The sequence below is a fragment of the Streptomyces sp. CGMCC 4.7035 genome (assembly GCF_031583065.1).
Lineage (GTDB): Bacteria > Actinomycetota > Actinomycetes > Streptomycetales > Streptomycetaceae > Streptomyces > Streptomyces yaanensis.
In genome coordinates this window covers 3,392,632-3,407,639 of sequence record NZ_CP134053.1, presented here as the reverse complement: position 1 = coordinate 3,407,639, position 15,008 = coordinate 3,392,632, and the positions used below count along the sequence as shown (strand labels likewise).

11 protein-coding genes and 1 pseudogene are annotated in these 15,008 nt (G+C 69.6%); 6 read left to right on the top strand and 6 right to left on the bottom strand.

Annotated elements, in window-relative coordinates; translation table 11 throughout:
* Positions 1-105: 105 nt before the first annotated feature.
* Positions 106-720 carry a TetR/AcrR family transcriptional regulator gene (locus tag Q2K21_RS14410; RefSeq protein ID WP_310770699.1) on the bottom strand — a complete coding sequence of 205 codons (615 nt, stop codon included), beginning with the start codon at positions 718-720 and terminating at the stop codon, positions 106-108.
* Positions 721-929: 209 nt separating this feature from the next.
* Between Q2K21_RS14410 and Q2K21_RS14405 the strand changes: the two genes are divergently transcribed.
* Positions 930-1,793 carry a phosphatase PAP2 family protein gene (locus Q2K21_RS14405; RefSeq protein ID WP_310770697.1) on the top strand — a complete coding sequence of 288 codons (864 nt, stop codon included), beginning with the start codon at positions 930-932 and terminating at the stop codon, positions 1,791-1,793.
* Positions 1,790-2,845: a DMT family transporter gene (locus Q2K21_RS14400; RefSeq protein WP_310770696.1), complete on the top strand. Its 1,056-nt coding sequence runs from the start codon at positions 1,790-1,792 to the stop codon at positions 2,843-2,845. Before Q2K21_RS14405 ends, Q2K21_RS14400 begins: the two co-directional genes overlap by 4 nt.
* 73 nt (positions 2,846-2,918) lie before the next feature.
* Here Q2K21_RS14400 and Q2K21_RS14395 read toward each other — a convergent pair.
* From Q2K21_RS14395 to Q2K21_RS14385, 3 genes and pseudogenes are all read right to left on the bottom strand, one after another.
* A pseudogene (locus tag Q2K21_RS14395) lies at positions 2,919-3,014 on the bottom strand (phospholipid scramblase-related protein); the annotation flags it as partial.
* Between the two features lie 42 nt (positions 3,015-3,056).
* Positions 3,057-5,108, bottom strand: a complete 2,052-nt coding sequence (locus Q2K21_RS14390) for a phosphocholine-specific phospholipase C (RefSeq protein WP_310770694.1) — start codon at positions 5,106-5,108, stop codon at positions 3,057-3,059.
* Between the two features lie 1,104 nt (positions 5,109-6,212).
* Entirely contained in the window at positions 6,213-6,401 is a 189-nt protein-coding gene (locus Q2K21_RS14385; protein WP_310770692.1) for a hypothetical protein, read from the bottom strand.
* Positions 6,402-6,459: 58 nt separating this feature from the next.
* Between Q2K21_RS14385 and Q2K21_RS14380 the strand changes: the two genes are divergently transcribed.
* Positions 6,460-7,464, top strand: a complete 1,005-nt coding sequence (locus Q2K21_RS14380; RefSeq protein WP_310770690.1) for a hypothetical protein — start codon at positions 6,460-6,462, stop codon at positions 7,462-7,464.
* A 465-nt stretch (positions 7,465-7,929) separates the two neighbouring features.
* Here Q2K21_RS14380 and Q2K21_RS14375 read toward each other — a convergent pair whose 3' ends face one another.
* The gene (locus tag Q2K21_RS14375) at positions 7,930-9,489 is read right to left on the bottom strand and encodes a serine/threonine protein kinase (RefSeq protein WP_310770689.1); all 1,560 of its coding nucleotides are present in this window, start codon (positions 9,487-9,489) and stop codon (positions 7,930-7,932) included.
* On the opposite strand from Q2K21_RS14375, the gene Q2K21_RS14370 reads away from it, so the two are divergent.
* Complete coding sequence (locus Q2K21_RS14370; protein WP_310770688.1) at positions 9,476-10,102, top strand: hypothetical protein; 627 nt, start codon at positions 9,476-9,478, stop codon at positions 10,100-10,102. The genes Q2K21_RS14375 and Q2K21_RS14370 overlap by 14 nt on opposite strands.
* A gap of 21 nt (positions 10,103-10,123) precedes the next feature.
* Here Q2K21_RS14370 and Q2K21_RS14365 read toward each other — a convergent pair whose 3' ends face one another.
* A complete protein-coding gene (locus tag Q2K21_RS14365) occupies positions 10,124-11,536 on the bottom strand; it encodes a DEAD/DEAH box helicase (RefSeq protein ID WP_310770687.1) in 1,413 nt (470 codons plus the stop codon).
* 1,271 nt (positions 11,537-12,807) lie between these two features.
* Here Q2K21_RS14365 and Q2K21_RS14360 point away from each other — a divergent pair.
* Positions 12,808-14,313: a helix-turn-helix domain-containing protein gene (locus Q2K21_RS14360; RefSeq protein WP_310770685.1), complete on the top strand. Its 1,506-nt coding sequence runs from the start codon at positions 12,808-12,810 to the stop codon at positions 14,311-14,313.
* Complete coding sequence (locus Q2K21_RS14355) at positions 14,310-14,882, top strand: helix-turn-helix domain-containing protein (protein WP_310770683.1); 573 nt, start codon at positions 14,310-14,312, stop codon at positions 14,880-14,882. The genes Q2K21_RS14360 and Q2K21_RS14355 overlap by 4 nt, the downstream gene beginning before the upstream one ends.
* The last annotated feature ends 126 nt before the right edge of the window (positions 14,883-15,008 follow it).

The following is a 15,008-nucleotide window of genomic DNA, read 5'->3' as shown; positions in this document are numbered from 1 at the left end:
CCGCTCAAGAGGAACCCCACCCGGCCGGGGGTGCGCCGCCCCCGTCCCCACGGTGCGGCGCGAACAGGCCGACGTCCGGTCATCCCACGGACGGCGACCTGAGTCTCATGTCAGTCCGAGCTGCGGAAGCAGCACCGCCTCGACGAAGCGCACGAGGTACTCCTCGTCCGCGTACCGCCCCTCCAGGAGCGGGCGCACGCGCATCACGCCCAGCAGCTGCGCGGGAACGTACTCCAGCGCCGGATGGTCGGCCGGCACCTCGCCGCGCTCCACGCCACGCCGGACGATCCCCTGCAGAGAGTTGACCTCGGGTTCGACGAGGGCTTCGCGCAGCGCCTGCGCGAGCTCCTGGTCCTGCATCACGGCATGACCAAGAGCCTGGAGCAGTTTGGTGTCGCTGTTCGACCACTGGGCCGCGGCCCGCGCGGCGGCGCGCAGGTCCCCGGCGAGCGAACCGGTGTCGGCACCCGCGATCCGCGCACAGCGGCTGGCCCTGAGCGCGGCGGCCACGAACTGAGGTTTCGTCTTCCACTGCCGGTACAGCGTCGACTTGCTGCACCGCGCGCTGGCGGCGACCCCCTCCATGGTGAGCGCCTCGTAGCCGCATTCGCGGATCTGTTCGAGCACAGCGTCGAAGAACTCCTGCTCACGCTCGGGCGTGAGCTTGGAGCGGCGCGAGGCGACAACCGTCTCCGGTGCGTCCGCTGCCTGCGACGTCATGGGCTTGACTCCTCGGTCTTATTCCCGGTCGGCCACGTGGGCCGCTTCACACCAGTATATCGATACGTCAGTGTACCGGTACGGAAGCGTATCGGTACACTGACGTATCGATGAGCCTTGGACAGGACCCACTCGTCTGTCGAGTGGGTCCCCTCCTGGGCTCACCACGCACCACCGCACGCACGTACTGTCAGCAAAGGGGCCGGGGGATGGATTCCCTAACCGAGCCTGCAAGAGGGGACACGGCCGCGATCCGGCGGCCGCCCCTCGTCCGTGAGGTCCTGCTGGTCGCAGGTCTCTTCCTCGTCTACAAGTTCGGCCGGCAACTGGCGAACGGCCACACTGCCGAGGCCTTCCGCAACGCCCACCGGGTCTGGGGCTGGGAGCGCTCCCTGCACCTGCCGGACGAGGGCGCCGTGCAGTCCGCACTGCTGCACGGCGAGGCCCTCGTCCGCGCGGCGAACGTCTACTACGTGGCCGTCCACTTCACGGCCACCGCGGCCTTCCTGGTCTGGCTCTACGTCCGGCGGCCGGACCACTATCTGTGGGCCCGCCGGGTGCTCGCCCTGGTCACCGGCGCCGCGCTGGTGGTCCACCTCACGTTTCCGCTCGCCCCGCCCCGCATGCTGGATGTGGCGCGCCTGGTGGACACCGGGCAGGCGTACGGGCCGACGGTGTACGGGGCCACGCCGCAGACCGACTCCATGGCGAACCAGTTCGCCGCCATGCCGTCGCTGCACTTCGGCTGGGCACTCATGGTCGCGATCGGCCTGATCATGGCGACCCGGTCCCGCTGGCGCCGGCTGTGGCTGCTGCATCCGCTGCTGACCCTGGCGGTGATCGTCGGCACGGCGAACCACTACTGGCTGGACGCGATCATGGCGGCCGCCCTGCTCGGCATCGCCCTCGCGCTGGTCCCCACCCCGTCGCCGGTGCCTAGCCAGGACGCCATGCCGGTGCCGCGCTCCGTGCCGCCACCGAGGGCCGCCGAACCCTCGACGGCCATCCGGCGCACATCGGCCGACAGGCCCGTACCGAGCGACGGCCCGGGTCTGGTGGGGGCCGTCCGATGAGCGCCACGATCCTCGCCCTCGTCCTGTCCCTGTTCTCCGCCGTGGCGTACGCGGCCGCCGCCGTCGCCCAGGAGCGGCTCGCCTCCCGGAACTCCGGAACCGGTGTGCTGCGACTGCTGTCCCACGGCGCCTGGTGGTGGTCGGTCGTACTGAACGCCTCCGCCGCCCTGTTGCACGTCGCCGCCCTCAAGTTCGGTCCGCTGACGCTGGTCCAGCCGCTCGGCGCGCTCACGCTGGTGGCCGCGGTGCCGCTGGGAGCGCGGGTGGCCGGGCGCCGGGTCACCGCGGTCGAGTGGCGGGGCACGGCGCTCACGCTGATCGGTCTGGCCGCCCTGCTGGTGACGGCCTCCGGGCCCGAGCCGGACAGGATACTGAGCCTGCCTCAGGCGCTGGCCGTGGCCGGTGCGACCACCGCGCTGATCGGCGCGCTGTCGATCCCCCAGGCCCGGCTTCGCTCGACCGGGGGGTCCTCCACGGGCGGCCGCCCCGGACTGCGGCACGCGACCGCCTCCGGCTTCGCGTCCGGTGTCGCCTCTGCGCTCACCCAGACGGTGACGGTGGCGGCGACGGACCGCTCGGGACCGGTGCTCAGTGCGCAGGTCGTCGTGGTGGCCCTGCTGGTGGCGGCGTTCGCGACGGGCGGCCTGCTGCTGTCGCAGACGGCGTACCGGGACGGCCTCGGGGCGCCCCTCGCGGTGGTGACCCTCGCCAACCCGCTCGCGGCGGCCCTGATCGGCCTCTCCCTTCTGGGCGAGCGCCTCCAGGGCGGAGCGGCCGGCCTGATCCTCACGGCGGCGGGCGCGGCCCTGGCGGCCTGGGGCGTGGTGACGCTGTCGCGGTCGGCGCCGGAACCGGCGGCCGTGGAGGCCCCGGCGGGCGCCGGCGCCGACCACTCGCTGCCGACGGCCGACGACGACCATCCGGTCGCGGCGGTCGACGACCATCCGGTCGCGGCAGTGCTCGCGCTGGAGGCCCGGCCCGCCCCCCGCGAGCCGTCGTGGCTGCCCCCGCAGCCGGCGCCCCCGTCGTCGGAACACCTCACCGCGCTCTGAAACGAGAGGCGGCCGGCACGTGCTCTCACGTGCCGGCCGCCTTCGTCGTATCCGGGGATCGCCGAATCCGGGATCAGCCGAGGCCGCGGGAGACCTGCTCGTATGCCGTGTCCACGGTCAGCGCCGTCGCCACGACCAGGCTCAGCAGCGACTCGGGCAACTCGTCGTGGTGTTCATCGCGAAGTCGCCCCTCCGTCCCTCCGTCACTCCGTCACTCCGTGACGATCGCGGGATCGCTCACGCCCGGCCGTCCGTTCTCGACGTGCCCGGCGAAGCGGCGCAGGAAGGACGGGTCGGCGTCGGACGTCACGGTGAGGTCGTACCAACGCCTGCTCGCGCCCAGGTCGACCGTGCGCTTCACGGTGGCTCCGGCCCGGACCGTGACCGTCTGCGTGTGAGAGCCGTACGCGCTGGTGACCTTGAGCCGCACCGTGCCGGAGCCCTGGTGGGTGAAGGTCAGCTCGACGTCGTCGCCGGTGTGCCGCACCGCGACCTCGGGTCCGGCCTTCTTGCCGGGGCCCTTGAACACGCGCAGGAAGCCGTTCGGACCGTGCACGGTCAGGTCGTACGAGCCCCCCGAGTACGCCGAGTTCCAGGTGTCCGAGACCGCCTTGCCGGCCTCGGTGGTGTAGCTCCACGGGCCGTCGGTACGGTTTCCGGAGGTGACGAGGAAGGCGGCACCGGCGTGCGACCCGGAGGCGAAGGTCAGCGTGAAGGTCCCGGCCGCGGTGTCCGCCGAACCGTTCACGAGGGGCGCGTACTTGAGCGGACGGGTGGGCCGCAGGCCGCGCTCCTGCTTGGGCAGGACGGGGTGGGCGGGCGGCGTCGGCACATAGTCGGGGTGGCGGTCGTGGTCCGGCGGCCGGTAGCCGTCCGTGGCCGGGAGCGCCACCGGCTTGGTGTCCTTGCGCGAGAAGTCGAACGCCGCGGTCAGATCACCGCAGATCGTGCGCCGCCAGGGCGAGATGTTCGGCTCGTGCACGCCGAAGCGGCGCTCCATGAACCGGATGATCGAGGTGTGGTCGAGGGTCTCGGAGCAGACGTACCCGCCCTTGCTCCAGGGCGAGACGACCAGCATCGGCACCCGCTGGCCGAGCCCGTAGGGGCCGGCGACATGGCCGCCGTCGCCCTTGAAGAGGTCCGGGCCGGCGTCGACCGTGGACTTGCCCTGCGCGGCGGAGGCCGGCGGGAAGGGCGGGAGGAGGTGATCGAAGAAGCCGTCGTTCTCGTCGTACGTGATGAACAGGGCCGTCTTCGCCCACACCTTCGGGTCGGAGGTGAGCGCGTCGAGCACTTGGGAGACATACCAGGCGCCGTAGTTGGCGGGCCAGTTGGGGTGCTCGGTGAAGGCCTCGGGGGCGACGATCCAGGAGACCTGCGGCAGCTTGCCGCCCTTCACATCGGCCTTCAGCTGGTCGAAGAAGCCCTCGCCCTTGCGCGCGTCCGTGCCGGTGCGGGCCTTGTCGTACAGGGGGTCGCCCGGCTTGGCGTTCTGGTACTGCGTGAAATAGAGCAGTGAGTTGTCGCCGTAGTTGCCGCGGTAGGCGTCCTGGATCCAGCCCCAGGAGCCGTTCGCGTCGAGGCCGTCGCCGACGTCCTGGTAGATCTTCCAGGAGACCCCGGCCTTCTCCAGGCGCTCGGGGTAGGTGGTCCAGCTGTAGCCCACCTCGTCGTTGCCGAGGACCGGGCCGCCGCCCTTGCCGTCGTTGCCGGTGTAGCCCGTCCACATGTAGTAGCGGTTCGGGTCGGTGGAGCCTATGAACGAGCAGTGGTAGGCGTCGCAGATGGTGAAGGCGTCGGCGAGCGCGTAGTGGAACGGTATGTCCTCACGCGTCAGGTACGCCATCGTCGTCGAGGACTTGGCGGGCACCCACTTGTCGTACCCGCCGCCGTTGAAGGCGGCGTGCCCGTCGTTCCAGCCGTGCGGGAGGTCCTGGATGAACTGCATGCCCAGGTCGTCGGCATCGGGGCGGAACGGCAGGATGTCCTTGGTGCCGTCCGACTGGTGCCAGACCGACTTGCCGTTCCGAAGGGACACCGGGCGCGGGTCGCCGAAGCCGCGGACGCCTCTCAGGGTGCCGAAGTAGTGGTCGAAGGAACGGTTCTCCTGCATGAGGACGACGATGTGCTCGACGTCCTCGATGGTGCCGGAACGGTGGTAAGCCGGAAGGGCGGCGGCGCGCTCGATGCTGCCGGAGAGCGCGGTGAACGCGGCGGTGCCGCCCGCGAGTTGAAGGAACCGGCGCCGATTCACATGAGGCATGACGGGGTGACCTCTTGTCCTGACGGGGCATGTGACGCCCGATGGTGAGGGAACCTGCGCGAAGGGAGTGTTCCAGGGGCACCGAACGTCAGGAAAGGGTGCGGTGGCGCTCATGTGAAAGTCGCGGGTACGGGAGATGTGGTGCGTGCCAAGACCTTCCCAAGACCCACGGGTGCTCCCCCTTGACCGCTCCGAGTAACCCTTCCGCCTGGCGGAAGCCACCTTGCCCGGCTTGGGTGGCCGTCACGACTCTGAGTCCAACCACGGCACGCGGGGCGAGGACGCCCCGCTCTCAGGGACGGGAACACCATGCCCCACATGACCGCCTTCACCAGGAACCAGTGGTACAGCTAGCGCATCTTTCTGACCTGCGCTTGTGTGGGGGCGATAAGGCTGTGACCTGCCAGGTCGGGTTGCAGAGGCGAGCGGAGGCAGTCAGAGGAAATCGCTCTGATTCGACCCCGGTTCGACCCGGGTCGCTCAGAGGCAGTCAGGGGCATCCACCTCTCCAACTGCCTTTTGAGCGGGCCGAGTTGGACGGTGTGAATCACGGTGGCGACTCTGGCCCGGCTCCGGCTCGTCTCCGGTCGAGCTGTGATGGGGACGCCTGCCTCTGATCCGGGGCCAGGCATCACGAAGCCTCCAGGACGGCAATCCTGGAGGCTTCGCCTGGCACCGATTGGAGGTCGGTCCGGACACCACCCGCGGTTTTAGCGGGCCTGGGTGGCGTCCACGTCCTTGCGAGACGACCCCACCGTGCCACACAGCACCCACCAAACGAACCTCCAGCAAACGTCACTTCACCCATCGAGCCCATCAGGTCTCTACCACCTCCCCCAGCGGCGGCCGACCTCGTCCTGCTCGGCGACCTCACCGGCCGCTACGCCACCGGCAGTTACAGCCGACTCGCCTCCGACGGGCGGACCCTGGTCCGGTGCGGGGACCGCCAGGGCGCGGCCGAGCATGTGCCGAAGGGGGTGTCGGGCTCGAAGTCGGTGCGGGCGGACTCCGCTGCGGCGGAGAGCGTGGCGTCGGTGTTGAGGTGGATGCCGAGCGAGGGTGCGACGCCGACCAGGGCTTCGGCGAAGCGGTGCCGAGGGTGGATCAGGGCAGGCCCGCGCCCTGGGTGTAGGCGAGGGGGCGCAGGAGCCGTTCGAGCTTGGGGCGGTCGGTGTCGAAGCGGTCGCGGTAGGCGGTGAATACCTCCTCGGCGTCGCTGGCCAGGCGTTCGCGCCAGCCAGGCCGACTGGTGTCGATGTGGATCTGACCGTGGACGAGAACGCGCGCAGTCATCCGTGCCGGCAAGAAGGAAGAACTGGCACGCTGCGTGATCCGGGTACGGGGAGCGGGAGTGGGGGGCCTGGGTGTCGTCGAGCAGGGCCCGGGTGTAGGCGGCGAGGTGGGCCGGGTCGTCGAGGTCGATGCCATGAACGGCGACGAGATGGACATGGTGCGCAGCACGCTGGTCGAGTGGCGTGAGACGAGCCACAAGACCTTCGAAGAAGTAACCGCAAGGCTGCCGAAAACACGAGCGCGCGAAGAGCCGGGACCAGGCATGATGGCAGCCATGACCTTCTTTGATCCTTTGGCTGGAAAAAGCGTTGCTTCCGTGAAGGACATCACCAAAGCGGCAGAGGTCTGGGACGCCTACGATGCGCGGCTCGACGGTCCGGCACCTATGCCTTTCTTCTACCCGTCCGTTCGCTACGAGAACTGGTGGGGCAGCGGAGTACACATGCAGGAACTCCATGCCCTTGCCCAGAACCACGGCATCCCCGTTGCATGGACTCCGCCAGCAGATGTGCTTCAGGACCTCGTCCGTGCTGACGCTGAACACGGCGCGAAGTTGATGGTCTTGGAGGTTGCCGAAGACGAAATTCGGAGCCTGTGCCACGCGATGCTGCGCGAATGCACTTCCTCCTGGTTGAAGGTCGATACGGAAGCCGCCACTCATGTCCTGGCCGCCTGGGATGACGGGCATCTTCAGGCTGGCGCCTGTCTCGCCCTAGCCGCCGCCGAGGACGTCATGTTCAGCGTCGCTCGCGTGGAACGGAAGAAGAAATACCCCGGGCTTACACGGGCGGCTTCTCGACCAGTTCGCGGCAACTCCTGGCTGGTAGATGAGCAGATCGTTCTGACACCGATCGAGCCGCTGTTCACCAGCTACTTTCCAGAGCGCAACGATCCGATACCGGAGAACTTGTCCCGCCATGCTGTCCTGCATCGACTGCCGCTGGAGCACCTCAACAAGGGCCACAGCATCATCGCGATCATGCTGCTCATCTCCCTGCTCCGACAAGCTGAAGAAGACGCACGCCACGCCGAAGCAGACGCCCACGAGTACGAGTACGACTGAACCATCGACTCACCCGCTACAGTCGGGGTCTGGCACAAGGTGCGCGAGAGTCGTAACGCGGCGTAACTGGCCTAATGCCCCGGCTCTCGCTGTATTAGCTTCGACGTAGTCGCGTGATATCCGATTCGCAACGATCTACCAGGCGAGAGGTGCCCGCACGCTGACAAGTACGGCCTCCTGACTGTGAGCTCGCCGCCCGGGAGGTGCATCCGCCTACTCCTCGACCACCTCCTGCGAAGCCGGACGGGGGCGGCCAGAGGGTGAGTTCGTCTACCCCCAGGACCCTCACCTCACCAGCTTCTTCGATTGCAGCGGCCCGAAGAAGCCGTAGCAGCATGTCCTCCGACGCCGGCATCCGCATCCGTCGGGCGAGCCGGGCTCCTGCAGAGCCGGCCAGAGCCTCAGCGACCCGTGCCAGCAGCCAACCCAGGAGGAGCTCAGACGCCGTGCACAGGCCAGCGTCTTTCAACAGCCGCTCTGGCAGGGAGCCTCAGCGGCCAAGGCCGTCACCACGCTACTGGTAGACGGTGGTGATCGGCGTGGAGTCGCTGGCTCCACTGCCGGGGCGGCGTAGGAAATAGTCCACACGGCGGCTGTCTTGTTCGGATAGCCGTACAGGTAGCCGCCGTTGTCGCAGCCGTAGTTCAGGCGCTGTCCCGCGAGCGTCGCGGTGCCGCCACCGGCGAACGAGCAGCGGGCGCCGTTGGCCAGGACGAGGATGATCGGTTCGATGTCGGGCCCGCCCGGCATGTGGTCGTTGTTGCCGGGAAAGCCCTCGGGGACCGATAGTTCGACCATGCGGTCGGGGGCTCCGTCCAGGCACAGCGCGCTGGTGTCCGAGGGATCGGAGTCCGTGGAGAAACAGGGGTCGAGGATCCGGTCGCCGGCGGTGCAGCGCCAGGCGTCAGTGCGCATGGTGGATTCGGCGGTCCCGAAGCAGGAGCCGCTGGCCCGGTCGGTGATGGTGATGCCGGTTGCCGGGGTGCCGCCTGGGGACCAGGGGCTGAGGGTGACCACCTGGGTCTGCGTCGGCGCGGACGACGCCGCGGCGGTCGGGGTCTGTGACTCGGTAGTGGCTGTAGGGGCGAGAGGTGACGTGGCCGCAGCCGGTGTGGCGCCAGGGGTGGAGCGGGCCACGGTCGGCTGCGGGGAGTGGATGGCGCGCGCTGAGGCGTGGCCCGGGTCCAGCGCGAACCAGGTCCCTGTGGCGGCCGCGGCGAACACGGCGGCCGCGACGACGATGAGCGGGGCACGCCGGTAGGGAGGGCGTGTCGCGGAAGCCGGCCAGGCGGGGTCTTCGACGGTCGGGGGGTGCCACTGCTCTGCGATCAGGTTCGGGACCTCAGTCGGCCTGTCGTGGACATCCCCGAGGACGCGAGTCGCCTGCTCGCCGAGCAGCTCGGCGGTCTTCTGCGCCACGACGGCGGACGACGGCCGATGGCCCGGGTCTTTGGCAAGACACGCCGTCACCAAGCTGAGCATGTCGTCGGGGACACCGTCGAGGTCCGGCTCGGTGCTGAGGACACGGAAGGCGACGGCCTCGGCGTTGCCGGTGCCGAAGGGGTGGCGGCCGGTGGCCGCGAAGGCCAGCAACGCACCCCAGGCGAAAATGTCCCCAGCCGGCCCGGCGGTGCCGTCACGGTAGTACTCGGGGCTCAGCCAGCCCGGGGTCCCAGTCAGCATGCCGGTACGGGTGACCGCGGTTCCGTCGGCGACGTGGGCAATACCGAAGTCCAGCACCCGCGGCCCGTCCGGGGCCAGGATCACATTCGCGGGTTTCAGATCGCGATGGACCACCCCCGCGGCGTGCACGGCCGCGAGCGCCCCGGCCGTCCCCGCGGCGAACAAGTGCAGCTGGATCCCGGCCAGCGGCCCGTGCACCGCCGTGTGCTCTCCGAGCGTCAAGCCAGGTACGTAGGCGGTCGCCAGCCACGGGATGTCCGCCTCGGGATCGGCCTCCAGCAGGCCGTGGCATGCGCGCAGCAGGCAGAAACGACTGGTCGTCCAGCCCTTGACAGAACTCACCGATGGGCGGCTCGTCGTGGGCCCACAGCTCTGCTATGCGAGTGCAGGGATCTACGCCAACTTCGTGGCCCAGGGAATCCTGCCCTGGACACAGCCGCCGCCTCCACGCCCGGTGGCAGACGCTCTGGAGACGGTTCGCGACCGCAAGAACAGAGCCCTTGAGACCGAGGTGGCACAAACACTCCGGGCAGCCGGCTATGTGGTCGAGGAGCGCATCCGGAAGCAGGATCCGCAGCGTCTCGGAGTCCAGTCGCTCCAGACCGAGATCGATGTAGTCGCTGGGCGCGGGGCCGACTCGGCCATCTGGCTGATCGAGGTGAAGGACCCAGCCGACGTGCACGTGACACCGGAGATCCGACGCCACCTAGACGGCTTCTACGTCGACCGCCGAAAACCGTGTTACGCGACGCAGCTCCAGCGGAAACTCGACGACCTCGCACCTTACGCCGACAAGGTGGCGGCCGCCCTCGGCCTGCCGACGTCAGCTCAGCCGTGTGTGGTCAAGGCGATCTTTGTCACCCGCGCGCCGGTACCGGCGGGATTCGTCGGTGGCCCCTTCCAATTCCACACCTTGAGGGATTTGGTAGCGGCTCTGGACGGCGCCAATCCTTAAGCGCAGTCCGGCAAGCCGAGCTTAGCCGCCGCGCCGCACCCGGGCCGCCTCGCGGGCCTCCGCGAGCTTGCGGGCCTCGCTGCTCTTACGGGACGGCCTGCCACCAGAGGCGCTCCTCGCGTCCTTGGTGCTGCCCAGGCCACGGAACGGGGCATTGTGGTTCTTGGGGCGCGGTGCGGCCGCCCCGCGGTCGAGAGGCTGTCCGGAGGGGGCCTTAGCGCCGGTGATGCGGCTCAGCTCCGCCTCTCCAGACCGGACTTTGGTGACCTTGGGGATGACGTCGGCGTCGGCCATGACCTGGCTCGTCTCGCGGCGCTGTCCCGAGAGGACGAGGGTCACGACGGTGCCGGAGCGGCCGGCCCGGGCGGTGCGGCCCGCGCGGTGCAGATAGTCCTTGGGGTCGGTGGCCGGGTCGACGTTGACCACGAGGTCGAGGTCGTCGATGTGCAGGCCGCGCGCGGCGACGTTCGTCGCCACCAGGGCGGTGACCTGCCCGTTCTTGAACTGGGCCAGGGTCCGGGTGCGCTGCGGCTGGGCCTTGCCGCTGTGCAGGGCGGCGGCCGCCACACCGCTGGCCCGCAGATGCCGCGTGAGCTGGTCGACGCCGTGCTTGGTGTCCAGGAACAGCAGGACGCGGCCGTCCCGTGCGGCGATCTCCGTGGTCACGGCGTACCGGTCGGGACCGTGCACGACGAAGACGTGGTGCTCGATCGTGGAGACCGCGCTGGACGAGGGGTCCACGGAGTGGACGGCGGGGTCGCGCAAGTAGTCCTGCACCAGCTGGTCGACGTCGCGGTCGAGGGTGGCGGAGAACAGCATGCGCTGCCCGTCGGGCCGCACCTGGTCCAGGATCTCGGTGACCTGCGGCAGGAACCCCATGTCACACATCTGGTCGGCCTCGTCCAGGACCGTGATGCGCACCCGTCCCAGCCGGCAGCCCTTACGGTCGATGAGGTCGTGCAGTCGGCCGGGCGTGGCGACGACGATCTCGGCGCCGTCCCGCAGCTCGGCGGCCTGCCGTCCGAGGGACACTCCGCCCACCACGGTCGTGAGCCGCAGCCGCAGCGCCTCGGCGTACGGGGTGAGTACCTCACCGACCTGCTGCGCCAGCTCCCTGGTGGGTACCAGAACGAGCGCCAGCGGCTCCTTGGGCTGTGCGCGCCGCCCGGCCGTCCGGGCGAGCATCCCCAGGCCGAAGGCGAGCGTCTTGCCGGAACCGGTGCGGCCCCGGCCCAGGACGTCCCGTCCCGCGAGCGCGTTGGGCAGGGCCGCCGCCTGGATCGGGAAGGGCACCGTCACACCGTGCTCGGCGAGCACCCGCAGGATCTCGGCCGGCAGCCCCAGCTCCGCAAAGGACGCCGCCGGGGGCAGAGCCGCGGTGGCGCCCGACACCTCGTCCTGCTGCTGGGCATCGACACGTGCTGATTCGCTCATAGAAAGCCTTCCTCCAAAGGGACCGTACCGAGGAAGGCGCGGCAGGGACGCGGCCGCCGGCCAGGGACCCCGCACCGGGCACCGACACAGCGACGCTGCAAACGCTCCACGCTAGCACGGAGCGCGCCGCCCGCCCGAGCCTCCAATGGCCGCGCCGCTCAGCCCCGGAACGACAACTGGACCCGCCTGTGCCGACCGTCTCGACGCGCTGAACCGCAAGGTCTCTGCCCGCGAAAGCGGCCCCCGCCCACCAAGATCCGCACCAGACGCGGACCAACTTCCCATCCCGTCAGGCAATCTCACTCCTTCCTGCCGACCAGGAGCCGTTGGGGCGGTGTACCACATGCAGACCAGGAACCTGCCGGTGACCACCCCTCGACTGCGGCAGCCGCTCACGCAACCCGGCTGCATGACGTCTGATCATGCTGCCGACCCGACCTGCACCAATCCACCGGAGGGGCCAAAGGAAGACAGATTCGACCCGGATTCGCCCCCGCCTCCCTCCCATCGCGACAACGACCATCCCTGATCTGCAACTATGCAACTTCTGCCGCTGTACCAGCCGTATGCCGCCAAAGAAGTGCCGGAGAAGCGAGAAAACGGACATATATCTCAACCAGGTGGTCACCGATGAACACGCCCGTCACTGCGGGCAGACGGCATGGCTGCTGTCACCCTTGCCGGCGCGCAGCGGCACAGTGCCTAGCATCAGTACCCTCACCAGGGAGTTTCCAAGCACTCTTCCGTGACACGGAAGCCGTATTGCGCCCCCGTGTGGCCGGTATCGACGATGACGCCACGACCCAACGACGGGAGCCGAACGCCATGCCGCACATCACAGCTTTCGCCAGGAACCAGTGGTACAGCTAGCGCACCTTGCTGACCTGCGCTTGTGTGGGGCGATGAGGCTGTGACCTGCTAGGACGGGTTGCAGAGGCGATCGGAGGCAGTCAGAGGAAACCGCTCTGATTCGACCCCGGTTCGACCCGGGTCGCTCAGAGGCAGTCAGAGGCAGCAGCCTCTGCAACAGGCCTCTGGGGGACCTGAGTTGGCCGGTGTGGATCAAGAGTGGACCACTCTGGCGGGGCTCTGTTTCGACCTCGGTCGAGCTGCGATGGGGACGCCTGCCTCCGCTCGGGGCCGACATGACGAGGGCCTCCAGGACGGCAATCCTGGGGACCTTGCCGGCGCCGATGGAGGTCGGTTCCGGACACCACCCGTGGTTTTAGCGGGCCTGGGTGGCGTCCACGTCTTTGCGAGACGACCCCACCGTGACGCACAACACCCATCACGACCTCTCTCGACCAAACGCATCCCAATACAACGGCGTTGTTCTGGGCTACGCCCAACTTCCGTCGGCCGCAACCGATCTCATTCTGCTCGGAGACCTCACCGGCCGCTACGCCACCGGCAGTTACAGCCGACTCTCCTCCGACCGCCGGACCGTGATCCCCCGCGGGGACCGCCAGGGCGCGGCCGAGCACGGACACCGGATCACCGCGGCCATCGCCTGCCACGTCGCCCGCGCCGGCGGCAGCATCGACCAGCTCACGCAGCTCCTGCTGCACCCCGAGCACGAAGGCGGACGGCACACCCGCAGCATCGCGCTGCGCTCCGGGCAGACACGCGCCCTGGACTACATCCGCCGGGTCTGGAACAGCGCTTCCAAGACGATCAGCACCACCATCGCGCTGAGCTCCCGGCACGACGCGTACGAGGTCCTCGCCGCACTGCGGGACCGCATCGAGACCACGCCCTGGCGCGGGGAGCGAGGACGGACCGCGCTGCGGGTGCTGCGGGCGCACCTGAACTTCGCCGAGATCGCGGGCGGCCCCCTGCACCACGCCAGTGAGCGGCAGACCGCGGAGGAAGCCGGGGTCTCCCGCACGACACTGCGGGTCGTCTACGAGACGGTCCTCAAGCCGCGTGGCTGGCTGCGGCGTCTGCGGGTGGGCCATGGCCGGGAGGGCTCCACCTGGTACCTGGGCGACGGCAACACCCCCGATCGCAGTGGCCCGGCTCTGCTATCTCGTCTCCGGTCCACTCAGTTCCCCCCCGACCCGGCACTTGAGGAGTGGACCACCCCTGAGACGGCCACGACGGCCGACATCGACTCCACCGTCCTCGGACAACTCATGGGCCACGACGCCTTCGCCCACCACGCCCTCGGCAGCGCCGCCCTCGTGATCATCAGCGCCCTGCACCAGCACCCCCACCAGACCGCTGCCGAACTCGTCGGTACGTCCTCGGTCTCCCGCGCCACCACCTACCGGACCCTGCAACGCCTCGCCGACCACGGCCTCGTCCAGCACACCGGAGAGACCTGGACCCTCGCGCCACGCGCACTGGAGGGCTTCGGTATCCGGCTCCCGGACGACGCTGGCAACGGCCACACGCTGGAACAGGGCTGGGCCGACATCGCCGAGCAACACGGCACCTGGGGCATCGCGGCCCGGCGCAAGGCCCGGCACGCGGCCGAGCGGGCGGCCTACCAGGAGGCACTGGCCCGGTTTGCCGAGCACCGCAGCAAGGCTGTGGTGATCGTCCGCGACGACCGTCAGGTCCTGGTACCCGTGCCCCGCCCCGACGAGATCCCACCGATGTGGCACGCCCCGGGCGGGCGCGTCCTCGACCCGGTCACCGGTCGTCCGGCCGCCGACTGGCGAGTCGCCACCGACGGCCGCCTGATCCTCATCACCCCATCCGACCAGCGCAGTTACGACGAGCTGGCCGCCGCCCATGCCGAAGCCCTCAGCGAATGGGAGTCCGTCGCATGAACCCACCACCCCCGGCCACCTCCGGTGCGAGCGAGGCGGTGACGCCCCAAGCCCTGCGCAAGCAGTACGAGGCCGGTGCCACGGTCGATGAACTCGTCACCGCCAGCGGCCTGTCCTACGGCACCGTCCTCAACCGGCTGCACGACGCCGGGACCGTCATGCGCACGTCCTGGCAGACCCGCCGGATGCGGCAGAACCCCCCAGCCCGCAGGCGCCTCGCGGCCCATCTGCGCACCCTGTACGAGCAGCACGGCGCAACCCTCACCGAACTCGCCGCAGCGGCGGGAGAGACGAGGCGCGGTGCCCGGCGCCTGCTGATCGAAGCCGGCGGCACCCTGCGCACCACCCAGCAGACCCTGCGGATGCGCGCCGCAGCACGGGCCGCCGAACGGTACAAGGTCGCGCTGTCCCTGCGGGCACGGTACGAGGCCGGAGCCACGGTCCCGAACCTCGCCAGGGAGTACAGCTACTCCATCGCCACCGTTTACCGGCTCCTGCACCAAGCAGGTACCCGCATGCGGCCCCAGCACCACCACGGGCCGGCCTGCGACACCACGAAGCGCCCATGAACGCCCCCGCCCTCGCAGGTGTCCCCCGCGCTGCCTGGCAGATCAAGAAGGCGACTGTGCGCCATTCCGGCCGCGACAGGACAGCGCGGGCACCCCCGTCGTCAGCTCGCGCGCCGAACGGCGCGC

Excerpts from the sequence above, each read along its gene's own strand:
- Q2K21_RS14410 (WP_310770699.1), bottom strand. The coding sequence starts at position 720 with ATGACGTCGCAGGCAGCGGACGCACCGGAGACGGTTGTCGCCTCGCGC.
- Q2K21_RS14405 (WP_310770697.1), top strand. The coding sequence starts at position 930 with ATGGATTCCCTAACCGAGCCTGCAAGAGGGGACACGGCCGCGATCCGG.
- Q2K21_RS14400 (WP_310770696.1), top strand. The coding sequence starts at position 1,790 with ATGAGCGCCACGATCCTCGCCCTCGTCCTGTCCCTGTTCTCCGCCGTG.
- Q2K21_RS14390 (WP_310770694.1), bottom strand. The coding sequence starts at position 5,108 with ATGCCTCATGTGAATCGGCGCCGGTTCCTTCAACTCGCGGGCGGCACC.
- Q2K21_RS14385 (WP_310770692.1), bottom strand. The coding sequence starts at position 6,401 with ATGACTGCGCGCGTTCTCGTCCACGGTCAGATCCACATCGACACCAGT.
- Q2K21_RS14365 (WP_310770687.1), bottom strand. The coding sequence starts at position 11,536 with ATGAGCGAATCAGCACGTGTCGATGCCCAGCAGCAGGACGAGGTGTCG.
- Q2K21_RS14355 (WP_310770683.1), top strand. The coding sequence starts at position 14,310 with ATGAACCCACCACCCCCGGCCACCTCCGGTGCGAGCGAGGCGGTGACG.